Below are 22,363 nucleotides of genomic sequence, written 5' to 3' on the forward strand. Positions count from 1 at the left end.
CGCTCGCGGGTTCACAGCGCGCGGGTTCACAGCATCAGCTCCGATCGGCGGCGCGGATTGAGGCGGTCGCGCCACACCCCGGCGAGCCCCGCGACCGCCAGTGTCGGCACGATCAGGAAGAGGCCGGGGAAGAGCGTCGGCCACCAGTCGCCTGCGAGCAGCGAGGAGCGGGCGCTCTGCACCAGGTTGCCCAGGCTGGCCTGGTGGCTGGGGAGGCCGAGGCCGAGGAAGGACAGCGCCGACTCGTGCCACATCGCGTGCGGCACCATCAGCACGGCGGCGAGTCCGGCCTGCGGGAGGACCGCCGGCAGCAGATGGCGTGCGGCGACGCGCCACCGGGAGGCCCCGCCGGAGATCGCCGCGTCGATGTAGGGGCGCGAGCGCAGCGAGAGGACCTCGGAGCGGACGATCCGGGCCGTCGACAGCCAGTGGGTGAGGGCGACCGAGACGATGACCGGCCAGACGCCCGGCCGGAACATCGCCACGATGAAGATGCCGAGCAGCAGGTGCGGCACGGAGGAGAAGGCGTCGACGATCCGCATCACGAGCCGGTCGGTCCAGCCGCCCAGCGCTCCGGCGGCGGCGCCGACCGCCGTGCCGATGACGGTGGCGACGAGGGCTGCGACCAGGCCGACGAGGAGTGAGATCCGCAGGCCGTAGACGCTGCGCAGCAGCAGGTCGCGGCCGACGTCGTCGGTGCCGAAGGGGTGCTCCCAGGAGGGCGGCAGCAGCTTGCGCGACAGCTCGACGGCCTGTTCGTCGAGCTGGACGAGGGGCGGCACGACGAGGACGGCGAGGACGACCGCGCCGACGATCACGGCGGAGGACCAGAAGCGGACGCGCCGGGTGCGGGGGTCAGCCATCGAAGCCCACCCTCGGGTCGGCGAGGCCGTACAGCAGGTCGGACAGGAGGTTGCCGAGGAGGACCGCCGCGGTGGCGAGCACGGTGAGCGCGGCGAGCAGCGGGAAGTCCACGGAGGTGGCGGCCTGGACGGTGGCGGCGGCGATGCCGGGCCAGCTGAAGACCGTCTCCACGAGCAGGGCTCCGGTGATGAGTTCGGGGACGCGGGAGCCGACGAGGGTGAGCATGGGGAGCATGCCGGAGCGCAGGGCGTGGCCGAGCAGGACGGTGCGTTCCCGCAGTCCGCGCGCGCGGGCACCGCGGACGGGGTCCTCCTCCAGGGCGTCGCCGACGCCCTGCCTGACGTACAGGAAGAACCACGGCAGTTGGGCGATGCCGAGGACGGCGGCGGGCAGCACGAGGTGGCCGGCGACCTGGTCGAAGGTGACCGTGTCGCTGGCGGTGTCGGTGAGGCCGCCGGCCGGCAGCGCGCCGAGCTTCAGCGCGAAGAACCAGATGGCGAGCAGACCGAGCCAGAAGGCGGGGGCGGCTTCGAGGGTGTACGCGGCGGAGCTGACGATCCGGTCGAGCCAGCCGCCGCGGCGGCGCCCGGCGAGGACGCCGAGGGCGGTGCCGAGGGCGATGGCGAGGAGGAAGGCGGTGACGGCGAGGAGCGCGGACCAGCCGATCCGCTCGGCGATGACGTCGGCGACGGGCTGCCGCATGACGCTGGAGTCGCCGAGGTCGCCGCGGAGGGCAGCGGTCAGCCAGTCCCACCACCGGGTGGCGAGAGGCCGGTCGACGCCGAGGTTGGCGCGCAGCTGGTCGAGGTTCTCCTGCGAGGCGGTGAGTCCGGCGGTGCCGGCGTACGCCTTGACCGGGTCGAAGGGGGAGGCGGCTGCGACGGCGAAGACCGCGAAGGTGACCGCGAGGAGGACGGGGACGGCGAACAGGGCCCGCCGTCCCGTCATCCGGGCCATGGCCCCCCAGGGGAGGCGACGGCTCACTTCGCGGTGTCCTTCGGCTTCCAGGCCTCGATGTTCCACCAGGGGCCGGCGGCGAGGCCGTGGTCGTGCGGTTCGGTCTGGGTGGTGAGCCCGTCCCAGCGGTCCTCGACGACGTAGAGGTGGTCGATGTGGGTGAGGAAGGTGTAGCCGGGGTTCTTCACCAGTTCGCGCTGCACGGTGTCGTACGCGGCCCGGCGCTTGGTGAGGTCGTCGGTGCGGCGGCCGTTCTCCAGGGCCTGGTCGACGACCTTGTTGTCGTACCAGGCCATGTTGTTGAAGCCGTCGCCGCCGAGGGTGGACTTCAGGAGGAGGTACTGGTCGAAGTCGGGGTCGCCGGGCGAGCCGCCGCCGGCGAGGACGGCGTCGGTCTTCATCCGCGGCTCGATGACCTCCCAGGTGCCGCCCTGGGTCCTGATGTCGATGCCGGCCTTCTTGGCGTCGGAGGCGTAGGCGAGGGCGTGGTCCTGGCGGAGCTTGTCGCCGGAGAGGTACCAGAGCGGGAACTGGGCGCGTACGCCGTTCTTGACGCGGATGCCGTCGGGGCCGGGCTTCCAGCCGGCCTCGTCGAGGATCTTCACGGCGCCGGCGAGGTCGTGGCGGCGCTCGGTGCCCTTGGCGAACCACTCGCTGTCGGTGGGGACGGGGCCGTAGGCGGGTTTCCCGGCGCCTTCGAGGATCTTGTCGACCATGGTCTGGCGGTCGACGGCGATGTCGAGGGCGCGCCGGACGGCGACGTCGCCGGTGACCTTGTGGTGGGTCGGCAGGGTGACCGTGCGGTAGTCGTAGGTCGTGGCGGCGTACGTCTTCTTGCCGGTGTCGTTCTTGAAGCCGGCGGCGAGGTTGGGCGGCAGGATGGCGCCGTCGAGGTCGCCGGAGCGCAGCCGGGTGGCGCGGACGTCGTCGTCCTTGATGATCGCCATGGTGAACTTCTTGACCTGCGGGGCGCCGCCCCAGTAGGTGGGGTTGGCCTTGAAGCTGAGCTTCTCGCCCTTGGACCAGCCGGTGAGGACGTAGGGGCCGGTGCCGACGGGCCGGGTGGTGAAGGGGCCGGTGTTGACGTCCTGGCGGCCGGCGACGTGCTCCGGGGCGACGGCGAGGACGGTCCGCTCGGCGAAGGGCGCGTAGGGGTACTTCAGGGTGAAGACGACGGTGTCCGTGCCGACGGCCTTGACGTCCTCGAGGGCGTCAAGTTCGGTCCGGGAGGGGTTGTTCGTCTTCGGGTCGAGGATCGTCCGGTAGGTGAAGACGACGTCCTTGGCCGAGAAGGGCCGGCCGTCGCTGAAGGTCACGCCCTTGCGGAGCTTGTAGGTGTACGTCAGTCCGTCGGCGCTCACCTGGGGAAGGGCCTCGGCGAGGGCGGGCCGCAGCTTCATGGTGTCGTCGAAGGCGAGGAGCCCGTCGAAGATCTTGGAGTTGCCGTCCTTGCCGTAGCCGAGGAGCGGGCTGAGGGTGTCGGGCTCGTAGGCGATGCCGACGACCGCGGAATCCTTGGGGCCGCCGGAGCCCTGGGCGGAGCCGCCGGGGTTCGAGCAGGCCGCCGCGGTGAGGGCCAGGGAGCCGGCCAGCGTCACGGCGGCCGCGCCGCGTATGGATCGGGCGGTCATGGTGCCCACACCCCTCTTGAAGATCAACCGTTGTTGCGAACAGCACGCAATTAAACAGTATGTAAAGGGGTGCGGGCACATGGGCCCCTTACTGTGGCCGGAACCGCCGGGTCACGCCGGAGCCGGCAGGTCCATCAGCTCCGCGATCGCGTCCTGGTGCGAACCGGCCGAACCGAGCGCGATCTGGTCGGACTTGGCCCGCTTGAGCGCCAGGTGCGCCGGGTGCTCCCAGGTCATTCCGATGCCGCCGTGGAGTTGGACACACTCCTCGGCCGCGCGCACGGCCACCTTGGAGCAGTAGGCCTGGGCGACGGCGACGGTCAGCGCGGTGTCGGGGCTCTCGGTGGCCAGGGCGTCGGCGGCGGCCCGGGCCGCCGCGCGGGCGTTCACGATCTCCAGCCAGAGCTGCGCCATGCGGTGCTTGAGCGCCTGGAAGGAGCCCACCGGGCGGTTGAACTGGTACCGCTCGCGGGTGTGCCGGACGGTCTCCTCCAGGCACCACTCCGCGAGGCCGAGCTGCTCGGAGGCGAGCAGTCCGGCGCCGGTGAGCAGTCCGCGCCGGACCGCCGCGCGGGACGGGCCGGCGTCCGCGAGGCGGGTACCGGAGGCGGAGCCGGAGGTGACCCGCGCGAGCGGCCGGGTCAGGTCGAGCGGGGTCTGCGGCTCGACGGCGGCGTCGGCCGCTGGGACGGCGTACAGCCCGTCGGGGCGTGGCACGAGGAGGACGTCGGCGAGGACGGCGTCGGCGACGCCGTTCGCGGTGCCGGTGACGATCTGCTCCCCGTCGGGGGCGGTGGACAGGGGCAGCGCGAGAACGGCGACCGTACGGCCGCTCGCCAGGCCCGACAGCAGCTCGGCGACGGGGGCGTTGCCGGTGTCCAGGGCCAGCAGGGTCTCGGTCGCGATCACCGCGCTGGTGAGGTACGGCGCCGGGGTCACCGCTCGCCCCAGCTCCTCCAGGACCACGGCCGCCTCGCGGTGGCTCGCGCCCTGGCCGCCCAGTTTCTCGGGCACGAGCAGCCCGGCCGCGCCGATGTCGCCCGCGAGGGAGTTCCACAGGCCGGGAACGTACGGATCGCCGCTCTCGACCCGGTCGAGCAGGGTCCGCGTCCCGGCCCGGGCGGCGAGCAGGGAGCGGACCGCGGACCGCAGGTCGTCTTCCGTGTCGGAGTAGAGGAGGTCAGTCATCGCGCGAGGTCCTTCCAGGCGACGTCCTTGTCGTTGCGCGGTTCGGCGGGCAGACCGAGGACGCGTTCGGCGACGATGTTGAGCAGGACCTCGGTCGTGCCGCCCTCGATCGAGTTGCCCTTGGAGCGCAGATAGCGGTAGCCGGCGTCCCGTCCGGTGAAGTCGACGAGGTCGGGGCGGCGCATGGTCCAGTCCCCGTACAACAGCCCCTCGTCGGCGAGGAGTTCGACCTCCAGGCCGCTGATGGCCTGGTTGAGGCGGGCGAAGCCGAGCTTCATCGCGCTACCCTCGGGGCCGGGCTGGCCGGCGACGAGCTGCTGGCGCAGCCGCTCGCCGGTGAGCCTGGCCACCTCGGCGTCCACCCAGAGGTCGAGCAGTCGGCGGTGCAGGGCGTGGGTGCGCAGCTCGGGGCGTGCGCGCCAGGCCGCGGCGACCGGGCCGATCATGCCGCCCTCGCGGGGGATGCGGGCCCCGCCGATGGAGACGCGTTCGTTCATCAGGGTGGTCTGGGCGACCCGCCAGCCGTCGCCGACGTCACCGAGGCGGTGGGCGTCGGGGATGCGGACGTCGGTGAGGAAGACCTCGTTGAACTCCGCCTCGCCGGTGATCTGGCGCAGCGGCCGGACCTCCACGCCGGGGTCCGACATGTCGCAGACGAAGTAGGTGATCCCGCGGTGCTTGGGCAGGTCGGGGTCGGTGCGGGCGATGAGGATGGCCCAGCGCGCGACATGGGCGCTGGAGGTCCACACCTTCTGTCCGTTGACGACCCAGGTGTCGCCGTCCCGGACCGCCCGGGTGCCGAGCGCGGCGAGGTCGGAGCCGGCTCCCGGTTCGCTGAAGAGCTGGCACCACACCTCGTCGCCCACCCAGAGGGGCTTGAGGAAGCGCTGCTTGACCTCTTCGGAGCCGTAGGCGAGGAGGGTCGGCGCGGCCATGCCGAGGCCGATGCCGATCCGGCGCGGGTCGTTGTCGGGCGCTCCGGCGGCGGCGAGTTCGGCGTCGACCACGGCCTGGAGCGAGCGGGGCGCGTCGAGTCCGCCGAGGCCGACGGGGTAGTGCACCCAGGCCAGTCCGGCGTCGAAGCGGGCCCGGAGGAAGTCCTCGCGCGCGGTGGCGGCCGGCGGGTGCTCGGCGAGCAACCGCTTGGTGCGGTCGAGCAGTTCGGCGGCGTCCGTCATGCCGGGACTCCTTCCGGGAGGACGACGAGGCGGCCGGTGGTGACGCCTTCGGCGACCCGCTGCACGGCGTCCGCCGCGCCGGCGAACGGGACGCGCTCGCTGACCAGCGGCTTGATCAGGCCCTTGGCGGCGTACTGGGTGAGCGTCTCGTGGCAGCGCGGGATCGCGGCCGGGTCCTTGAGGTTGTACAGGCCCCAGTGCAGCCCGAGGATCGCGTAGTTCTTCACCAGGGCGTGGTTGAGGGCGGGCGAGGGGATGGAGCCGCTCGCGAAGCCGACGACGACGATCCGGCCCTCGAAGGCGACGAGCTTGGCGGACTGGGCGTAGGCGTCGCCGCCGACCGGGTCGTAGATCACGTCCGCGCCGCGGCCGCCGGTGGCCTCCTTGACGGCGGCGACGACGTCCTCGGAGCGGCGGTCGACGACGACGTCGCAGCCGAGCCCGCGGGCGACCTCGGCCTTGTCGGCGCCTCCGACGACACCGATGACCGTGGCTCCCGCGGCCTTGCCGAGCTGGACGGCCGCGCTGCCGACCCCGCCGGCGGCGGCGTGGACGAGCAGCGTCTCGCCCTCCTTCAGGGCGGCGCGGCGGTGCAGGCCGAACCAGCCCGTCTGGTAGCCGATGTGGAGCGCGGCGGCCTCGGCGTCGTCCAGCGCCTCGGGGGCCGGGAGTACGGCGGCGGCGTCCGCCACGGCGTACTCCGCGAGGCCGCCGTGGGGAAGGACGGGGGTGGCGATCACCCGGCGGCCGTCCTCGGTCTCGCCGCAGATCTCCACGCCCGGGGTGAAGGGCAGGGGCGGCCGCACCTGGTACTGCCCGCGGCAGAGCAGGGCGTCGGGGAAGTTGATGTTCGCGGCGCGGACCTTGAGGAGGAGCTGCCCCTCGCCCGGGGTGGGCAGGTCCACCTCGTCGCGCTGCATCACCTCGCCCGGTTCGCCGTTCTCGTGCACTCGCCATGCCTGCATGGAGCTCCTCCACCAGCCGTCGTCCGTACTGCCCGGTCGGTCGCATACTAAGCGGTCGCTTGTCGTGGAGGAACCGTCTGCCGGGACTTTCTCGCGGGTGTCCGCACGTCGGCGCGCGACCGCCCGGGGTTGCTGGGGCGTTCCCGAGACCGGGCGCGGTCGGCCAGGCGACCTCGGGGCGGGCGTAGTTGGTCAGGCGTTCTCGGGGCGGGCGCGGTTCGTCAGGCGTTCTTGGGGCGGGCGCGTACGTGCATGCGCTCGCCCTGCGGCCCGAACAGGCTCAGGAACTCCACCGGTCCGTCGTCGGCCGGTCCGAACCAGTGCGGTACGCGCGTGTCGAACTCGGCCGCCTCCCCCGTCCCCAGCACGACGTCGTGCTCGCCCAGGACGAGCCGCAGCCTGCCCGAGAGGACGTAGAGCCATTCATACCCCTCGTGGACGCGCGGGTCGGGGTTCTCGTACGGCTTCTTCTGCACGACCTTGTACGCCTGCAGGCCGCCGGGCTGACGGGTGAGGGGGTACATCGTGCGGCCGTGGCGCTCGATAGGCTTGGCGCGCACCCGCGGATCGCCGACGGGCGGCGCGCCGACCAGCTCGTCGAGCGCCACCTGGTGAGCGCGGGCGATGGGCAGCAGCAGCTCCAGACTCGGCTTGCGCTGCCCCGACTCCAGCCGGGACAGCGTGCTCACGGAGATGCCGGTGGAGGCAGAGAGATCTCCCAAGGTGGCTCCGCGCTCGCGCCGGATGCGGCGCAGCCGCGGGCCGACCTCGTTCAGTACCTCGTCGATGCGTGCGTCCTCGTCGGTCATGGGTTCATTGCAGAAACGGCAAGAAGATTTGTCAAGCCCGTCGGGTCGGAGCCAAGGTCGTGGCATGAGCGAACACAGCAGGACCCTGGAGCAGCGGTACGACGTCGTGGTCGTCGGGGGCGGCGCGGCCGGGCTCAGCGCGGCCCTGGTCCTCGGCAGGTCGAGACGGCGGACCCTGGTCGTCGACGCCGGCGAGCCGCGCAACACCCCGGCCGCCCACATGCAGGGCTACCTCACCCGGGACGGGATGCCCCCGGCGGAGTTCCTGGAGGCGGGGCGGCGCGAGATCGCCGCGTACGGCGTGGAGTGGACGGCGGGCCGGGTGACGGAGGCGGTCCCGGACGGCGCCGACGGCTTCGTGGTGACCGTGGACGACGGCCGCACGGTCCACGCGCGCCGCCTGGTCGTGACCACGGGCCTGGTGGACGAGCTCCCCCCGGTCGAGGGGCTGGCGCGACGGTGGGGGAAGGACGTCCTCCACTGCCCGTACTGCCACGGCTGGGAGGTCCGCGACCAGGCGTTCGGGGTGCTCGCGCACCCGGTGATGGGCGCGCACCAGGCGCTGATGGTCTCCCAGTGGTCCGACGACGTGACGCTCTTCCTCCACACGGCCGCGCCGCTGTCCCCCGAGGACCGCGCGCGGGTGGCGGCGGCCGGCATCACGGTGGTGACCGGAGAGGTGGCCGGCCTGGTCGTCGAGGAGGACCGGCTGACCGGGGTACGCATGGCCGACGGGCGGGTGGTGGAGCGGGCGGTGCTTCTCGCCGGGACGCTCCTCTCGCCCCGGGACGGCCTGCTGACGGCGCTCGGCGCCGCGACCCAGGACACGCCGTTCGGCCCGTTCGTGACGGTGGACGCGACCGGGCGCACCAGCGTCCCGGGCGTCTGGGCGGCGGGCAACGCGGTCGGACCCGCGGAGCAGGTGATCAACGCGGCGAGCGGTGGATACCGCGCCGGTGCGGCGGTCAACGGGGAGCTGATCCTCACCGACCTGGACCGGAAGGCCGCCGCCCTGGTCCGGGGGTGAGGCCGGGGGCCGGGAGTGAGGCCGGGGGCCGGGAGTGAGGCCGGGGGCCGGGCGCGGCGGGGTACGGCTCCGGGCCGGGGGCCGGAACCGGGCCGGGTGCCCGGAATCCGGGTGGGCGCGGGCCTTCCGCGGCGCGAAGCCCCCGGCGGGGCTCGGGGACGTCCCGGTGGGCGCGGGGTTCCGTTCTCGGGGGTTCCGCGCTATCGATGCGGCATGACGGACGACACGACGGACCCGCCCGGACTCCCCGCCCCTCCCCCGCTCGGCGCGAGCGCGCTGCCGGCGGGGACGTACGACGGACGGATCGTCCTGGTGACCGGCGGTGGCTCGGGGCTGGGCAAGGCGATCGCCGCCGAGTTCGCCCGCCTCGGGGCGGAGCTGATGCTCCTCGGCCGGACCGCCGCCCGCCTGGAGACGGCCCGCGAGGAACTGCGGCGCGCGGGCCGGACCCGGGTGGCGGCCGCCGTCTGCGACATCCGCGATCCCGACGCCGTCACGGCCGCCTTCGACGCCTGCGAGGCGGCGCTCGGCTCCCGGCCGCACGTCCTGGTGAACAACGCGGCCGCCAACTTCCCCGTACCGGCCGAGGAGTTGTCGCCGAACGGCTGGCGCGCCGTCGTCGACATCACACTGACCGGGACCTGGTTCACGACCCGGGAGTTCGCCCGCCGCCATCTCGCCGCCGGGACCCCGGGTTCCGTCGTCAACGTCGGCGCCTCGTACGCGTGGACCGGCGGCCCGGGCTTCGCCCACTCGGCGGCGGCCAAGGCCGGGGTGAAGAACCTGGTGGAGACGCTGGCGGTGGAGTGGGGCCCGTACGGCATCCAGGTCAACGGCCTGGTGCCGGGCCTGATGCCGCACGAGGAGATGACCGCCGACCTCCGCGGCGGCCTCGACCGGGCCGGTGATCCCGCCGGGCGTCAGCCGGCGCTGCGGGTCGGCCTGCCGCGCGAGCTGGGCTGGGCGGCCACCTTCCTCGCCTCCCCCTACGCCCGGTTCGTCAGCGGGCACACGCTCGTGGTCGACGGGGCCAACTGGCAGCGCAGGACCGTGGTCAACGCCCCGGTGGTCCCCGTGCGCGAACAACTGGGTCGGGGGCCGTTCGCGGGCTGACGCGGGCGGTTCGGCGGCCGGGGAGAGCGGTGGCAGTTCCGACCCCCGCGGAACCGGCCCGCCGCGCGCTGGGCCGTGCGGATGAAACCGGGGGCATCGGGGCTGCGGCACCCCGGCGGCGCGGCGAGGATCGGCTGTGGTGGCCGGACGACCTCCAGAAGCTGAAAGGCAGGGCACCCCCCATGCTCGGTACGGACTTCACCACGGGCTCCCCCATCTGGCTCGACCTGGGCAGCCCCGACACGGCGGCCGCCGCCGCCTTCTACTCCGGCGTCTTCGGCTGGGAGCACACCCCGGCCGGCCCCGACGGAGCCGACTACGGCTTCTTCCAGCTGGGCGGCAAGACGGTCGCGGCCCTCGGGGCGCTCACCGAGGAGGGGGCGGACTCCGCCTGGATCCTCTACTTCCTGACCCCCGACGCGGACGGTGCGGCGAAGACGACCCGGCAGCGCGGCGGGCGGGTGCGCGCCGAGCCCTTCGACCTCCCGGACGGGGGACGGATCGCCCAGCTGACCGACCCGGGCGGCGCCGAGTTCGCCGTGCGGCAGGCGGCCGGGCTCGGAGGTCTGGAGAAGACCTCCGAGGACAACACCCTGTGCTGGGCCGAGCTGCACGCTCCCGACGCGGCGGCCGCCGTGGACTTCTACGGCGCGCTGTTCGGCTGGCGCTCGCAGGACATGGAGGCGCCGGGCATGACCTACCGCGTGCTGTCCACGGCCGAGGGCGACCAGCAGGACACCTCCTTCGGCGGGGTCGCCGCGCTCCAGGACGGCGGGGAGAAGGCCCGCTGGATCCCGTACTTCGCCGTGGCGGACGCGGACGAGACGGTCGCCCGGGCCCAGGGCAGCGGCGGATCGGTCCTGATGCCGGCGGCGGACGTGCCGGACGTGGGGCGGATCGCGTGGCTGGCGGACCCCTTCGGCGCCGCCTTCGCCGTCCTCAAGCCCGCACCCGGGATGTAGCCCCACGGGCCGACCCGCACCCCGGCCGCTTACGCCCGGACGGGACGCGGCCGGGGCTCTGCCCGCGCGGGAGAGCCGGGGAGGCCGGGTGGTCAGCGGCCTTCGAACCGCGGGGGCCTGCGCGCCGCCTTCGCCGCGTAGCCCTCGCGGGCGTCCTCGGAGGTGAGGGTGAGCGCCGAGGCGAGGGCCGCCCGGTCGAGGGCGGCCGCCAGGCCCTGGTCGGCGTAGGCGTCGATGTTCCGCTTGACGGCGCGGACGGCGAGGGGCGCGGCCGCGGCGATGACGGCGGCCGTCGCGCGTGCCGCCGCGTCCAGTTCACCGGGCGGTGTGACGCGCTGGACGAGGCCGAGGCGTTCGGCGGTGGCCGCGTCGAGGCGCGCGCCGGTGAGGGCGAGGTACTTCGCCCAGCCCGCGCCCGCCTCGCGGGCGATCCGCAGGTCCCCGCCGGCGTCGACGGCGACGCCGATGCCCGCCTCGGGGAGGGCGAAGACGGCGTCGTCGGCGGCGATGCGGACATCGGCCATCAGCGCCAGTTCGAAGCCGAAGCCCAGGCAGTAGCCCTGGACGGCGGCCACGACGGGCTGCGGGAGCCCGGCGAAGACCGCGAAACGCTCGTGGACCCAGCGGATGCCCTCGGCGTAGCGCTGGGTCCGCTCGGCGGCCGAGCGGCCCGTGATCGCGCCGCCGGGGGCGGTGACGTCGATCCCGGCGCAGAACGCCCGCCCTTCGGCCCGCAGCAGCACGACCCGTATCCGTTCGTCGAAGCGGATCCGGTCGGCCAGGATCCCGAGCTGCCGGCTCGCCTCCCAGCTCCAGCCGTTCAGCTTCTCGGGCCGGCACAAGGTCAGCACGCCGATCCCGTCCTCCCCGACGTGCAGCGAGAGCCGCTCCCCGCCCTCCGGGATCCGCGTGTCGAGCGTGTCGATCACCGTGCGCCTCCGCTCATTTGACGGAGCGTCAGGTTAGCGCGGGAAGACCTCGAACGCGACGGCCGGACGGCCGCCGAACCGGGCGGCGAAGCGCTCGTCGTTGCCGGCGAGGAAGCCGCGGACGTACGCCTCCGGGTCCTCGTCCGTCAGCCCCTCGATATAGGCGCGGTGGGCGAGCAGGGACCGGACGGCGCGTTCGCGGCCGGGGGTGGCGTCGACGGCGTGGGTCGGGGTGTCCGTACCGGCGACCGCGACCCAGCGGACGCCGTCCCAGGGCTCCAGTCCCTGCTCGACCAGCTCGGGGAAGACCCAGCGGTTGCCCGCGTCCCCGGCGGCGTCGAGCGCGGCCCGCCCGACCGCGACGTGGTCGGGGGTGTTCCACGCACCGCCCACCGCCGGGCCCCAGGTGTCCCGGTGGTTGAGGGTGACGACCAGCTCGGGGCGGTGGCGGCGGACGGCGGCCGCGATGTCGCGGCGCAGGCCGGGTCCGTACTCGATCACCCCGTCGCGGTGGTTCAGGAACTCCACCGTCGTCACGCCGACGACGGCCGCGCTGTCCCGCTGCTCCTGCTCGCGCAGCGGGCCGCAGACCCCGGGGGCGAGCGCGTCGATCCCGGCCTCGCCGCGGGTGGCGAGGACGTACGTGACCTCCTTGCCGGCGTCCGTCCACCCGGCGACCGCTGCGGCGCAGCCGTATTCGAGGTCGTCGGGGTGGGCGACGACGGCCAGGGCGCGCGTCCAGTCGTCCGGCATCTCTTCGAGCAGCGGGGCGTTGGTGTCGATCATGAGCGCAGGATAGAGGGGGCGGGGAGTCCGTGGGCGTGAGCGGCCACGGCGCCGCCGGGCCCGGCCGGCCCGCCCCCGAACCGGCCCGCCCGGGGGCGGCCTAGGCGGTCAGTGCTCGCCCCGCGCCAGGGCGAGGAGCCGGTCGAGGACGCGGGGGCCGCCCGCGCGCACGCCGTCGTGCTCGAACTCGTCGGTGACCCAGGTCCGCAGGCCCCGGACGGCGCGGGCGGTCTCCAGGGAGTGGGCCGTGTCCACGTACAGGTCGTCGTGGTAGACGGCCGCGGCGACGGGCACCTCGTTGGCCGCCAGCCGCGCCGGGTCGTAGAGGGGCGCCCAGTCGGCGCGCTCGGCGAGGAGGTGGGCGGTCTCGCGCAGCGGGCGCAACGCCGGGTCGGTGTCGAAGTGCCAGGGGTGGACGGTCTCGCCGGTGAGCAGGAGCGGCCCGTCACCGGCGAGGGCCTTCTCCGCGTCGAAGGCGGGGAACTCGGCGCGGACCCGGTCGGCGGCCCAGGCGGTGGGGCCCTGGCCCTGGGCGTAGATCGCCTCGTGGAGCACGGCGTACAGCGGGTGCCCCGCGTACGAGAGGAGGCTCCGGACGGTCTCCAGGAAGCCGTCCGAAAGGGCGGGGCCTTCGGCGGTCGGGACGAACGCGTCCTCCAGGAGGAGGTGGAGCTGGTGGGTGCCCTCGCCGCCGCCGAGGAGGGTGCCGAGGGACTGGAAGGCGGCGGCGGTGAGCGGCCCGCCGTGGGGCAGGGCGACCGGGCGTTCGACGAGGTGGGCGGCGATCCGGCGGGCGCGCTCGACGTCCTGGGGGTAGCGGGCGTAGTGGGCCTCGCTCTTCCGCCGCATGCGGGGGAAGGCGGCGCGGTAGACGTCGTCGGCGGTGTGGTGCAGGGAGGGCAGGCCGCCGGTGATGAGGACGGCCGCCAGGCCCTCGGGGGCGGCCGAGAGGTAGTGGGTGGCGCAGAAGCCGCCGAAGCTCTGGCCGAGGACGGTCCAGGGAGCACCGCCGGTGAGCCGTTTCCGGATCAGCTCGCAGTCCTTGACGATGGAGTCGGCGCGGAAGTGGGCGAGGTAGTCGGCCTGGCGGCTCGGGCCGCCGCGCAGGGGCAGGGTCTGGCGGTTGGCGGGGGTGGAGTGGCCGGTGCCGCGCTGGTCGAGGAGGAGGACGCGGAACTCCTGGACGGCCCGGCCGAGCCAGGCCTGCCGGCCGACGAAACGGCGGGCGCCGAAGCCCGGCCCGCCCTCCAGGTACACCAGCCAGGGGAGGTCCGCTCCGGCCTGGTCGCTCGCGACGGCCTCGCGGCCGTAGACCTCGATCCGCTCGCCCTCGGGATCGGCGTGGTCGAGCGGCACGCTGAAGCGGTGGTCGGTGAGGACGAGGCCGGGCTGGCGGTAACTGGTCAACGCTGCTCCTCTTCCGATGCGCCCCCGCCCGCCCAGTGGATCACAGGGCGTGGGGCGGGGGCGCGCCGAGGGGCGTCAGGGACGCCCCGTCAGAGGTCGGCGTCACGAGGCCGGCGTCACGAGGTCATGGGGCCGGCGCCATGGGTCGGCGTCAGGAGGCCGGTGTCAGGAGGTCGGGAAGTCGTCGGCGGTCCTGATCCGGTCCCGTATCCACTTCCCCGCGGGCTTGAGGGCGCTCGTGCCGGTCCACGGGCCGTTGTTCGCGCAGGTGCCGGTGCGGAAGACGGCGCCGCTGCGGTGGTCGTCGGAGAAGTTCCAGTTGACCCAGCTGATCTTCTTGGCGGCCATCAGGTCGAGGTAGCGCTGGCTCATGGCGAAGTCGTCGGCGCCTTCGCCGGCGTAGTTCTGGGTGCCGAACTCGGTGACGAAGACGGGCAGTTTGTCGGCGGCGAGGGAGAGCGTGTTCAGGTACTCGTCGCGGTGGGAGTACGCGTAGAAGTGGAAGGTGTACATGATGTTGGAGGCCCGCACCGGGTTGGCGACGACCTCGGACTCGTTCGCGCCCTCCGAGACGCCGAACGAGGACCACGCGCGCGTGCCGACGAGGACCGGGGCCTCGGCGTCCTTGGCGCGGATGACGGGGACGAGCTGCTCGGCGTAGCTCTTGATACGGGACCAGGCGACGCCGCTGGGCTCGTTGGCGATCTCGTACAGGAGGTTGGTCTTGGCGCCGTGGCGCTGCGCGATCTCGGTGAAGAAGGTCTTGGCGCGGGCGAGGTTGTGGTGGGGGTCGCCGGGGTCGAGCATGTGCCAGTCGACGATCACGTACATCCCGCGGGCCGTGGCCTGCTCGATGAGCGAGTGGGCGAGGTCGGTGTACTTCCGCGGGTCGGTCTCGTAGCCGCCCTCCTGGACGTAGGTGGAGACGCGCAGGACGTCGGCCTTCCAGTCCTTGGCGAGGGCGTCGAGCGAGCCGCCGGTGAGGCACTGGCCGTACCACTGCGTGCCGTGGCTGGACATGCCGCGCAGCTGGACGGGCTTGCCGTGGCGGTTGCAGAGCTTGGTGCCGCAGACCGTGAGCTGTCCGTTCACCACGGCCGGGTCGCCGGCGGCGGCCGCGGCCGACGCGGCGGCGGTGCGGGCCTGGGGCGGGGCGGGGGTGGCGGTCGCGGCCTGCGGCGCGGCGGCGAGGCCGAGGAGCAGGGCGGCGACGGCGGTGCCGGCGGCACCGAGGGAGCGCGGGCGGGGACGTGCCGATCGTGCCGATGTCATGGGGTCTCCACGGAACGATTGATTGGAAGGAAACTTTCCTAACGAAGGAATAGCAGTCCACCGGACGGCCCCGCAAGGGTCATGACAACAGACGCTGTTCAGCGGGCTGTCCACCGGCGCCCGCCCGCCCCGCGCCGGCCCTCGCGGGCGGGCGGCCAGGGCCTCCCGGACGGCCCCGGCCCCCGTGCGCGGTGGCCGCGCCCCTCCTAGCGTGGGTCCATGATCCGGTTCGAGCAGGTCGGCAAGGTGTACCCCGACGGCACCACGGCCGTCGACGACCTGTCGTTCGAGGTCGCCGAGGGTGAACTGGTCACCCTCGTCGGCCCGTCCGGCTGCGGCAAGACGACCACGATGATGATGGTCAACCGGCTCATCGAACCCACCTCCGGCCGCATCCTGGTGAACGGCGCCGACATCTCGGCCGTCGATCCGGTCACGCTGCGCCGGGGCATCGGCTTCGTCATCCAGCAGGTCGGGCTCTTCCCGCACCGCACGGTCCTCGAGAACACCGCGACCGTCCCCGCGCTCCTCGGATGGAAGCGGGCCCGGGCCCGGGCCCGCGCGGCGGAACTCCTCGACCTCGTCGGTCTCGACCCGAAGACGTACGGCGGGCGGTATCCGGCGCAGCTCTCGGGCGGGCAGCGCCAGCGGGTCGGGGTGGCCCGGGCGCTCGCCGCCGACCCGCCGGTCCTGCTGATGGACGAACCGTTCGGCGCGGTGGACCCGGTGGTCCGCGAGCACCTGCAGAACGAGTTCCTGAGCCTCCAGGCCACCGTCCGCAAGACCGTCCTCCTGGTCACCCACGACATCGAGGAGGCCGTCCGGATGGGCGACCGCATCGCCGTCTACGGCCAGGGGCGCATCGAGCAGCTCGACACCCCGGCGGCCGTCCTCGGCGCACCCGCCACGCCGTACGTCGCCACCTTCGTCGGCGCCGACCGCGGCCTGAAACGGCTCTCGGTCACCACGATCGAACCGGACGACCTCGAACAGCCCCCGATCGCCCGCCTGGACGAGGCCGCGTCCGCCGCGGCGGCGCGGCTGCGGCCGGAGGGGGCGCGCTGGGCGGTGGTCCTCGGGACCGACGGGGAGCTGCACGGATGGGTGGCGGCCGACGCGCTGGCGCTCGCCGGCGAGGAGGGAACGGTCGGTGATCTGGCGCGCCGGATGGAGGCGTGGGTGCCGGTCGGCGCGCCGCTGAAGCAGGCCTTCAGCGAGATGCTCCAACACGACGCCGGCTGGGTCGCCGTCCTGGACGGCCCGCGCTTCCTCGGCGTCCTGACCCCGGCCAAGCTCCACGAGGCGCTGCGCCGCTCGGTCGACGCGGACGTCCGGGGCGTCGGGCGCGACGAGGTCGAGTTCGACTCCATCGCGGACGCATGAGGGGGCGGGGCGGGCGGGCGGGCGGAGAGGTGGTGCGGGCGAGCGTGGGCTCGCCAGGTACCGCGCGGCGCGCGTGAGGGCGCCGGAGCATGCGGGCGACGGCGGGTGAGCGGGCTCCGGCCGCGCGGAGGCGCGAGGGCGGGTGAGGTCCCGGCATCCACACGGACCCGGGCCGTCGCCCGTTGTCAGTCGCCGGCCGGGAGGAGGCCCTTCTCCCGGAGGTAGTTCCTCGCCACGTCCTCCGGGAGCCGCCGCCAGCTGTCCACCTCTTCGTTGAGGCGCGCCAGGTCGGCGGTGGTGAGGACCGTGTTGAGGCGGCCGAGGGCCCGGGTGACGCCCTCGCCGCCCGCCCGGGAGCGGTTGACGACCGGCACGATGAGGTCGGCGTTCTGCAGGTGCCGGTCGTCCTCCAGCAGGACGAGCCCGAAGTCGTCCAGGGTGGCGTCGGTGGTCGTCGTCAGGACCATCTGGTCCTGACCGCTCTGCACCGCCTGCTTGGCCTGGGTGGTGCCCACCCCCTTCGGGTCGACGGCCGTCACGTCGATCCCGTACGTCTCCCTCAGTCCGGGCGCGCAGTAGGGCCGCCGTACGCACTCGTCGCCCGCCGCGAGCCGTACGGGCACCTTCGCCGCCCCCAGGTCGCTGAGCGTCCTCAGCCGGTGCCGGGCGGCGAAGGCGGAGGTGACGGCGAAGGCGTTCTGGTCGACGGCCCGTCCGGGGTCGAGGACGGTCAGGCCGCGCGGGGTGGCGAGCCGGCGCAGGCCGGCCATGGTGGCGGCCGGGTCGGGCGAGCCGACGGGCGGTGCGTCGGGGCCGTTGGCCTTGGCGTTGAGCCAGTCGGCGAACGTCGCCGCGTACTCCGGTACGACGTCGATCTGGCCGCTCTCCAGGGCGGGTTCGTACAGCTCCCGGTTGGTGACGGAGAGGATCTCGGCGCTGTAGCCGGCGTCCTCCAGGAGCAGCGCGTACATCCGGGCGAGCAGATCGCTCTCGGTGAAGCCCGCCGAGCCGATGGTGAGGTGGCGGCTGTCGCCGGGCGGGGCGGTGAGGGCGCCCCGGTCCTCCAGGGAAGGTCCGGTGGCACAACCGCCCAGGGCGGCCGTGAGGACCGTCAGGACGGCGAGGACGCCGGGCCTCCGGCGGCTCATCCGGCGCTCTCCCGCGCCCCCGCGGGGGCGAGCAGGCGCTGCGTCACCTCGAAGACGCCCTCCACGAGGAGCGCGAGGAGGGCGACGAGGACGGCCCCGGCGACGACCATCGGGGTGGAGGCGAGGTTGAAGCCGGCGGTGATGATGCGGCCGAGCCCGCCGCCGCCGGCGAGCGCGGCGACGGTCGCGGTGGCGACGAGCTGCACGGCGGCGATGCGCACGCCGGTGAGGACGAGGGGCAGCGCGAGCGGGAGTTCGACGCGGAAGAGCGTCTGGCTCCCCGTCATCCCCATCCCACGGGCGGCCCGGACCACGTCGGCGTCGACGCCGCGCATCCCGACGTACGCGTTGGTGAGCAGAGGGGGCACGGCGAACAGCACCAGGGCGATGATCGTGGGCCACCAGCCGTATCCGCCGATCGGGCTGAGCAGCAGGAGGACCAAGACGGCGAAGGTGGGCACCGCCCGGCCGACGTTGGACAGGTTGACGGCGAGAGCCCCGCCCTTGCCGAGGTGGCCGAGGACCAGGGCGACCGGCAGGGCGATCACGCAGCTGATCGCGAGGCAGACCACGGTGAGGAGGACGTGTTCGACGAGGCGGCGGTCGACACCGTTCTCGCCGGACCAGTTGGCGGCGTCGGTGAGCCAGTCCCAGGTGGCGGCGAGGGTGTTCACGCGGCCCGCCCCCGGCCCGGCGCGGTCCACGGGGTGAGGAGCCGTTGCAGGCCCAGGAGCAGCAGATCGGCGACGACCGCGATGATCACGCAGAGGACGGAGGCGGTGAGGACCTGCGCCTTGAAGTAGGTGTTCATCCCGGAGTAGATGAGGTTGCCCAGACCGCCGTATCCGACGATCGCGCCGATCGTGACCAGGGAGACGGCGGAGACGGTCGCGATCCGCAGCCCCGCCATGGCGGCGGGCAGCGCGAGCGGCAGCTCGACGGTGAGCAGCAGGCGCACGGGGCCGTACCCCATGCCGCGGGCGGCCTGGCGGGTGTCCTCGGGGACCGCGCGGAGCCCGGCGAGGATGTTCCGTACGAGCAGGGTGAGGGAGTAGAGGACGAGCCCGGCGACGACGAGGGAGGCGCTCAGCCCGTAGAGCGGCAGGAGCAGCGAGAACATGGCGAGCGACGGGATCGTGTAGAGGATCGTGGTCACGCCGAGCACGGGCCCTGCGGTCCAGCGCCAGCGGCGCGCGGCGACGGCGAGGGGCACGGCCAGCAGCACGGCGAGGGCGAGGGAGACCGAGGCCAGCTGCAGGTGCTGGAGGACGGCGTCGGTGAGGATCTCCCGCCGCGAGGAGAGATAGGCGCCGCAGATCCACTCGTTGCGCGCGAGGCAGTCGTCGGGGGGCGCGGTCATCACCCCATTCCAGGCCGGGCCCCGCGCGGACGCACGCGGGACCGGGCCGTTCGGGGGCCGCCGGCGCGCCACGGCATCGCGGGCCGTGGTGTCGCGGGGAGTGGTGTCGCGGGGAGTGGTGTCGCGGGCGGTGGTGTCGCGAGGAGTGGCCTGGGGGGCCTTGGCGTCGCGGGGTGGCTCAGGCCGGGTGGGGGACGAGGAGGAAGCCGCTGCGGGGGCGGGTGGGTACGCGGTGGAGGGGGATCCGCAGGTCCTGCCACGGGACGGCGTAGTCGAGCCGGGCGAGTTCGGTGGAGAGCGCGGCGAGGACGGCGACGGTGATGTCCTCGCCCGGGCACCGGTGGCCGTTCTTGGCGTCTCCCCCGCCTTGCGGGATCAGCTCGTCGCGGTGCGGCGGCCGGCTCAGGAAGCGCTCGGGGTCGAAGCGGTAGGGGTCCTCGAAGAGGTCGGGGTCGTGGTTCTGGCCGTAGACGTCGAGCAGGACGAGGGTGCCGGCGGGGATGTCCGTGCCGTCCAGCCGGAGGTCGGTGGTGGCCAGGCCGCCGACGAAGGGCGCGAAGGGGTAGAAGCGCCGCACCTCGTGGGCAAAGGGTTCGGCGTACGTCTCGGTGTACGGCTCCGCGTACGAGCCGTCGTCCTCGCGCAGCAGGTAGCGCTGGTCGGGCCACCGGTGCATCGCGTGCGCGGCGAAGGTGACGAACCAGGCGATGGCGACGGTGGGGCGGACGATGTTGAGCAGCTCGACGGCCGCGGTGTGCGGGTCCAGGATCGTGCCGTCCACGTCGTGGTGGCGCACGACCGCGTCGAACGGCGTCCCCGGGGCGAGGGTGGCACCGGCCCGGGTCTCCTCCACCAGGTCCGCCAGGACCGCCTCCTGCCGGGCGCGGGCGCGCCGGGCCTTGAGGTGGCGCGGCCCCGGGGCGGCGAAGCCGTCGACCATGGCGACGCAGTCCTCGGCCATCCGCAGGATCTGCTCGTCGGTCAGCGGCAGCCCGGTCCAGGCGCAGACGGCGCGGGCAAGGACCAGGGCGGCCTCGTCGAAGAGGACGACCTCGCGGCCGTGCGGCGGGGCGAAGACGCGCTGCCACTCCGCACGGACCATGTCGACGAGTTCGGCGACGGCGGCGGGGCCGGTCAGCTCGGTCATGAACAGCGCCTTGCGCACCCGGTGGTCCTCGCCGTCCAGGGTGTGGACGGCGCCGCGTCCGAAGAGGGTGTCCAGGACGGGCCCGGGCAGGGCGTCGTGGCGCCGGATGTGTTCCTCGTCGTAGAAGAAGCGCACGGCGTCCGGCCCGTGCAATGCGATGGCGGGCTGTCCGAGGAGCCGGGTCCGCACGGGTGCTCCGCCGGTGCGGCGGCGCCGGTCGGGCAGCCAGGCGTACCCCTTGAGGAGCAGGGCGGCGGTGCTGTCGAGTGTCATGGGGGCCATGGGGCCCGGGTGCCCTTTCCATGGCGGTGGACACGCGTACGAGGCGCCGATCCACCCGAAGGCCGAGCCGCTTTCACCCGTTCGCCGGTCGGGCGGGCCGCGACGGCCGCGACCCGGCCGGGAGACGGCACGCCGCGGGCGCCCCTGAGCGGTAGCCACTTTTTTGTGGGTACTTGGCGGCGGGAGGCGGGCGGGGGAATCTGGTGGTGCGCGGCCGCGGTCCGAGAACCGAATGATCCAGGCGGTACAGGAGAGGTGAGATGCGTCAGGAGCCCGGGCGCGCCGGTACGGAGTGCTCCGCGGCGAGCATGTCCAGTCGGCGGTGGCCCCAGTGCGCGAGGGGGGCCAGCGCCTCGGAGAGGTCGCGGCCGAACTCCGTCAAGGAGTACTCGGTCTTCAGCGGCATCACATCGTGCACCTCGCGGTGGACGAGGCCGTCGGCCTCCATCTCCCGCAGCGCCTGAGTCAACACCTTCTCGGTCAAGCCCGGCAGCAGACGGCGCAGTTCGCCCGGCCGACGCGGGCCGGATTCGAGCATCCAGAGCAGATAGGTCTTCCATTTGCCGTCGATCACCGCGATCGCGGCCGTCACCCCACACACGTTCGGGTCCTGCGCCCGGCTCCGCATCGTCGCCCCCATCCCCTTCGTCCGCAATTTTCCACTCGTACACAGGAGTTGCATCATGTCCGCGCATACTGATCGCACCCCCCAGTCTGCCGTCACCGTGATCGGTCTCGGGCCGATGGGCCGAGCCCTCGCGGGCGCCTTCGTGGACGCCGGGCTGACCACCACGGTGTGGAATCGCACCCCGGGGCGAGACCGGGAGTTGGTCGCACGCGGCGCGGTGAGCGCCGCATCGGCCGAAGAGGCCGTCCTGGCGAGCGAGTTGACGGTCGTGTGCGTGGTCAACTACGACGCCTCGGACGCCGTACTGCGACGCCCTGAGGTCACCGCCGCGCTGAAGGGCCGCACGGTCGTCAACCTCTCCGCCGACACTCCCGGCCGCGCCCGGGACGCCGGGGCGTGGGCGGGCGAGCACGGCGTCCGGTACCTGGACGGCGCGATCATGACGCCGACCACGACCATCGGCACGCCGCACGGCGTCTTCCTCCACAGCGGCCCGAAGGAGCTCTACGCCGAGCACAAGCCGGTGCTCGACACGCTCGGCGGCACCCACACCCACCTCGGCGAGGACATCGGCCGGGCGGCCGCGTACGACATCGCGCTGCTCGACATCTGGTGGACCGCGATGACCGGTTACATGCACGCCTTGGCCCTCGCTCGGGCCGAGGGCATCAGCGCGCGGGAGCTGGCCCCGTTCGCCAAGGGCATCGGCGAGATCCTGCCACCGGCGTTCGAGGAGGCGGCGCGGGACGTGGACGCCGGCCGGTACGCGGCCACGGTCAACCCGCTCACCTCGGCGGCGTCGACGATGGCCCACATCGTGCACACCTCGGAGGCCCACGGCATCGACGCGAGCGTGATCCGCGCGGCGGAGGGCCTGACCCGCCGCGCCATCGGCCTCGGCCACGGCGGCGACGAACTCGCCCGCCTCGCGGAACTCCTGGGGCGCCGCGGCTGAGGCCCCGCGCCCGTCGCCACCGGACCGAGGTGCCGCCGGCCAGACGGGACTTTCGAAACACGCCCTAGCCCGGGTACTCCTCACGCAGGTCGTCGGCAGGGGGCGCCGGTTCCTCGCGCAGGGCCCGTTCGCTGCGTTCCTTGAGCTGTTCGCCCTGGTCGCGCAGGCGGGCGGCCTCCGCGGGGTCCGTGCTCCGGCGGGCCTGCTGGAGCAGGTTCTCGGCCTTGTCGCGCTCGTAGCCGGCGCGCGCGTGGGCGCCTTCGCCCTCGCGCGTGCCGGGGTCGTGCGCACTGTCGTCACGTCCGGTCACGTCGCACCTCCTCGTCCGGCGGCTTCCCCCGCCGTTCGGGGGAGAAACCGGCGGACCGGGGC

22 protein-coding genes are annotated in these 22,363 nt (G+C 73.8%); 5 read left to right on the forward strand and 17 right to left on the reverse strand.

Going from position 1 to position 22,363, the window contains the following annotated elements; genetic code table 11:
• Nucleotides 1–26: 26 nt before the first annotated feature.
• From ACFZBD_RS02065 to ACFZBD_RS02095, 7 genes are all read right to left on the reverse strand, one after another.
• Nucleotides 27–863: an ABC transporter permease subunit gene (locus tag ACFZBD_RS02065; protein ID WP_391133769.1), complete on the reverse strand. Its 837-nt coding sequence runs from the start codon at nt 861–863 to the stop codon at nt 27–29.
• Nucleotides 856–1,821: an ABC transporter permease subunit gene (locus ACFZBD_RS02070; protein ID WP_391135884.1), complete on the reverse strand. Its 966-nt coding sequence runs from the start codon at nt 1,819–1,821 to the stop codon at nt 856–858. The genes ACFZBD_RS02065 and ACFZBD_RS02070 overlap by 8 nt, the downstream gene beginning before the upstream one ends.
• Nucleotides 1,822–1,844: 23 nt before the next feature.
• Nucleotides 1,845–3,452, reverse strand: a complete 1,608-nt coding sequence (locus tag ACFZBD_RS02075; RefSeq protein WP_391133772.1) for an ABC transporter substrate-binding protein — start codon at nt 3,450–3,452, stop codon at nt 1,845–1,847.
• A gap of 111 nt (nt 3,453–3,563) precedes the next feature.
• Nucleotides 3,564–4,640 (reverse strand): acyl-CoA dehydrogenase family protein, encoded by a 1,077-nt coding sequence (locus tag ACFZBD_RS02080; RefSeq protein WP_391133775.1) that lies wholly within the window; start codon nt 4,638–4,640, stop codon nt 3,564–3,566.
• Nucleotides 4,637–5,818 carry an acyl-CoA dehydrogenase family protein gene (locus tag ACFZBD_RS02085; RefSeq protein WP_391133778.1) on the reverse strand — a complete coding sequence of 394 codons (1,182 nt, stop codon included), beginning with the start codon at nt 5,816–5,818 and terminating at the stop codon, nt 4,637–4,639. Before ACFZBD_RS02085 ends, ACFZBD_RS02080 begins: the two co-directional genes overlap by 4 nt.
• Nucleotides 5,815–6,783 (reverse strand): zinc-binding dehydrogenase, encoded by a 969-nt coding sequence (locus tag ACFZBD_RS02090; protein ID WP_391133781.1) that lies wholly within the window; start codon nt 6,781–6,783, stop codon nt 5,815–5,817. The genes ACFZBD_RS02085 and ACFZBD_RS02090 overlap by 4 nt, the downstream gene beginning before the upstream one ends.
• Before the next feature lie 221 nt (nt 6,784–7,004).
• The gene (locus ACFZBD_RS02095; protein ID WP_391133784.1) at nt 7,005–7,592 is read right to left on the reverse strand and encodes a cupin domain-containing protein; all 588 of its coding nucleotides are present in this window, start codon (nt 7,590–7,592) and stop codon (nt 7,005–7,007) included.
• Between the two features lie 64 nt (nt 7,593–7,656).
• Between ACFZBD_RS02095 and ACFZBD_RS02100 the strand changes: the two genes are divergently transcribed.
• From ACFZBD_RS02100 to ACFZBD_RS02110, 3 genes are all read left to right on the forward strand, one after another.
• The gene (locus ACFZBD_RS02100; RefSeq protein WP_391133787.1) at nt 7,657–8,619 is read left to right on the forward strand and encodes an FAD-dependent oxidoreductase; all 963 of its coding nucleotides are present in this window, start codon (nt 7,657–7,659) and stop codon (nt 8,617–8,619) included.
• A 213-nt stretch (nt 8,620–8,832) separates the two neighbouring features.
• Nucleotides 8,833–9,732, forward strand: coding sequence for an SDR family oxidoreductase (locus tag ACFZBD_RS02105; RefSeq protein ID WP_391133790.1), 900 nt, complete (start codon nt 8,833–8,835; stop codon nt 9,730–9,732).
• 182 nt (nt 9,733–9,914) lie between these two features.
• Nucleotides 9,915–10,694 carry a VOC family protein gene (locus ACFZBD_RS02110; protein ID WP_391133793.1) on the forward strand — a complete coding sequence of 260 codons (780 nt, stop codon included), beginning with the start codon at nt 9,915–9,917 and terminating at the stop codon, nt 10,692–10,694.
• A gap of 92 nt (nt 10,695–10,786) precedes the next feature.
• Here ACFZBD_RS02110 and ACFZBD_RS02115 read toward each other — a convergent pair whose 3' ends face one another.
• The 4 genes from ACFZBD_RS02115 to ACFZBD_RS02130 form a co-directional block, all read right to left on the reverse strand.
• On the reverse strand, nt 10,787–11,623 hold the full coding sequence (locus ACFZBD_RS02115; protein ID WP_391133796.1) for an enoyl-CoA hydratase-related protein: 837 nt from the start codon (nt 11,621–11,623) through the stop codon (nt 10,787–10,789).
• 33 nt (nt 11,624–11,656) lie between these two features.
• Nucleotides 11,657–12,409: a PIG-L family deacetylase gene (locus ACFZBD_RS02120; RefSeq protein WP_391133799.1), complete on the reverse strand. Its 753-nt coding sequence runs from the start codon at nt 12,407–12,409 to the stop codon at nt 11,657–11,659.
• 108 nt (nt 12,410–12,517) lie between these two features.
• On the reverse strand, nt 12,518–13,816 hold the full coding sequence (locus ACFZBD_RS02125) for an alpha/beta fold hydrolase (protein ID WP_391133802.1): 1,299 nt from the start codon (nt 13,814–13,816) through the stop codon (nt 12,518–12,520).
• 165 nt (nt 13,817–13,981) lie between these two features.
• Entirely contained in the window at nt 13,982–15,088 is a 1,107-nt protein-coding gene (locus ACFZBD_RS02130; protein WP_391133805.1) for a cellulase family glycosylhydrolase, read from the reverse strand.
• A 219-nt stretch (nt 15,089–15,307) separates the two neighbouring features.
• Here ACFZBD_RS02130 and ACFZBD_RS02135 point away from each other — a divergent pair, with 219 nt between their 5' ends.
• On the forward strand, nt 15,308–16,471 hold the full coding sequence (locus tag ACFZBD_RS02135) for a betaine/proline/choline family ABC transporter ATP-binding protein (RefSeq protein WP_391133808.1): 1,164 nt from the start codon (nt 15,308–15,310) through the stop codon (nt 16,469–16,471).
• Between the two features lie 185 nt (nt 16,472–16,656).
• On the opposite strand, the gene ACFZBD_RS02140 is transcribed toward ACFZBD_RS02135, so the two are convergent.
• The 5 genes from ACFZBD_RS02140 to ACFZBD_RS02160 form a co-directional block, all read right to left on the reverse strand.
• Nucleotides 16,657–17,619: a glycine betaine ABC transporter substrate-binding protein gene (locus ACFZBD_RS02140; RefSeq protein ID WP_391133811.1), complete on the reverse strand. Its 963-nt coding sequence runs from the start codon at nt 17,617–17,619 to the stop codon at nt 16,657–16,659.
• Nucleotides 17,616–18,293, reverse strand: a complete 678-nt coding sequence (locus tag ACFZBD_RS02145) for an ABC transporter permease subunit (RefSeq protein ID WP_391133814.1) — start codon at nt 18,291–18,293, stop codon at nt 17,616–17,618. The genes ACFZBD_RS02140 and ACFZBD_RS02145 overlap by 4 nt, the downstream gene beginning before the upstream one ends.
• Nucleotides 18,290–18,979, reverse strand: coding sequence for an ABC transporter permease subunit (locus ACFZBD_RS02150; RefSeq protein WP_391133817.1), 690 nt, complete (start codon nt 18,977–18,979; stop codon nt 18,290–18,292). The genes ACFZBD_RS02145 and ACFZBD_RS02150 overlap by 4 nt, the downstream gene beginning before the upstream one ends.
• A 178-nt stretch (nt 18,980–19,157) precedes the next feature.
• Nucleotides 19,158–20,408 carry a cytochrome P450 gene (locus ACFZBD_RS02155; RefSeq protein ID WP_391133821.1) on the reverse strand — a complete coding sequence of 417 codons (1,251 nt, stop codon included), beginning with the start codon at nt 20,406–20,408 and terminating at the stop codon, nt 19,158–19,160.
• A gap of 265 nt (nt 20,409–20,673) precedes the next feature.
• Nucleotides 20,674–21,036, reverse strand: coding sequence for a winged helix-turn-helix transcriptional regulator (locus ACFZBD_RS02160; RefSeq protein WP_391135887.1), 363 nt, complete (start codon nt 21,034–21,036; stop codon nt 20,674–20,676).
• Nucleotides 21,037–21,091: 55 nt separating this feature from the next.
• Between ACFZBD_RS02160 and ACFZBD_RS02165 the strand changes: the two genes are divergently transcribed.
• The gene (locus ACFZBD_RS02165; RefSeq protein ID WP_391133824.1) at nt 21,092–21,991 is read left to right on the forward strand and encodes an NAD(P)-binding domain-containing protein; all 900 of its coding nucleotides are present in this window, start codon (nt 21,092–21,094) and stop codon (nt 21,989–21,991) included.
• Nucleotides 21,992–22,055: 64 nt separating this feature from the next.
• Here the strand turns inward: ACFZBD_RS02165 and ACFZBD_RS02170 are convergent, their stop codons facing one another.
• Nucleotides 22,056–22,301 carry a DUF6381 family protein gene (locus tag ACFZBD_RS02170; RefSeq protein ID WP_391133827.1) on the reverse strand — a complete coding sequence of 82 codons (246 nt, stop codon included), beginning with the start codon at nt 22,299–22,301 and terminating at the stop codon, nt 22,056–22,058.
• Between the last annotated feature and the right edge of the window lie 62 nt (nt 22,302–22,363).

Origin of the sequence: Streptomyces sp. NPDC008121, assembly GCF_042957155.1 — a bacterium.
Lineage (GTDB): Bacteria > Actinomycetota > Actinomycetes > Streptomycetales > Streptomycetaceae > Streptomyces.

Excerpts from the sequence above, each read along its gene's own strand:
- ACFZBD_RS02065 (WP_391133769.1), bottom strand. The coding sequence starts at position 863 with ATGGCTGACCCCCGCACCCGGCGCGTCCGCTTCTGGTCCTCCGCCGTG.
- ACFZBD_RS02070 (WP_391135884.1), bottom strand. The coding sequence starts at position 1,821 with ATGGCCCGGATGACGGGACGGCGGGCCCTGTTCGCCGTCCCCGTCCTC.
- ACFZBD_RS02075 (WP_391133772.1), bottom strand. The coding sequence starts at position 3,452 with ATGACCGCCCGATCCATACGCGGCGCGGCCGCCGTGACGCTGGCCGGC.
- ACFZBD_RS02080 (WP_391133775.1), bottom strand. The coding sequence starts at position 4,640 with ATGACTGACCTCCTCTACTCCGACACGGAAGACGACCTGCGGTCCGCG.
- ACFZBD_RS02085 (WP_391133778.1), bottom strand. The coding sequence starts at position 5,818 with ATGACGGACGCCGCCGAACTGCTCGACCGCACCAAGCGGTTGCTCGCC.
- ACFZBD_RS02090 (WP_391133781.1), bottom strand. The coding sequence starts at position 6,783 with ATGCAGGCATGGCGAGTGCACGAGAACGGCGAACCGGGCGAGGTGATG.
- ACFZBD_RS02095 (WP_391133784.1), bottom strand. The coding sequence starts at position 7,592 with ATGACCGACGAGGACGCACGCATCGACGAGGTACTGAACGAGGTCGGC.
- ACFZBD_RS02100 (WP_391133787.1), top strand. The coding sequence starts at position 7,657 with ATGAGCGAACACAGCAGGACCCTGGAGCAGCGGTACGACGTCGTGGTC.
- ACFZBD_RS02105 (WP_391133790.1), top strand. The coding sequence starts at position 8,833 with ATGACGGACGACACGACGGACCCGCCCGGACTCCCCGCCCCTCCCCCG.
- ACFZBD_RS02110 (WP_391133793.1), top strand. The coding sequence starts at position 9,915 with ATGCTCGGTACGGACTTCACCACGGGCTCCCCCATCTGGCTCGACCTG.
- ACFZBD_RS02120 (WP_391133799.1), bottom strand. The coding sequence starts at position 12,409 with ATGATCGACACCAACGCCCCGCTGCTCGAAGAGATGCCGGACGACTGG.
- ACFZBD_RS02130 (WP_391133805.1), bottom strand. The coding sequence starts at position 15,088 with ATGACATCGGCACGATCGGCACGTCCCCGCCCGCGCTCCCTCGGTGCC.
- ACFZBD_RS02135 (WP_391133808.1), top strand. The coding sequence starts at position 15,308 with ATGATCCGGTTCGAGCAGGTCGGCAAGGTGTACCCCGACGGCACCACG.
- ACFZBD_RS02140 (WP_391133811.1), bottom strand. The coding sequence starts at position 17,619 with ATGAGCCGCCGGAGGCCCGGCGTCCTCGCCGTCCTGACGGTCCTCACG.
- ACFZBD_RS02150 (WP_391133817.1), bottom strand. The coding sequence starts at position 18,979 with ATGACCGCGCCCCCCGACGACTGCCTCGCGCGCAACGAGTGGATCTGC.
- ACFZBD_RS02155 (WP_391133821.1), bottom strand. The coding sequence starts at position 20,408 with ATGGCCCCCATGACACTCGACAGCACCGCCGCCCTGCTCCTCAAGGGG.
- ACFZBD_RS02160 (WP_391135887.1), bottom strand. The coding sequence starts at position 21,036 with ATGCGGAGCCGGGCGCAGGACCCGAACGTGTGTGGGGTGACGGCCGCG.
- ACFZBD_RS02165 (WP_391133824.1), top strand. The coding sequence starts at position 21,092 with ATGTCCGCGCATACTGATCGCACCCCCCAGTCTGCCGTCACCGTGATC.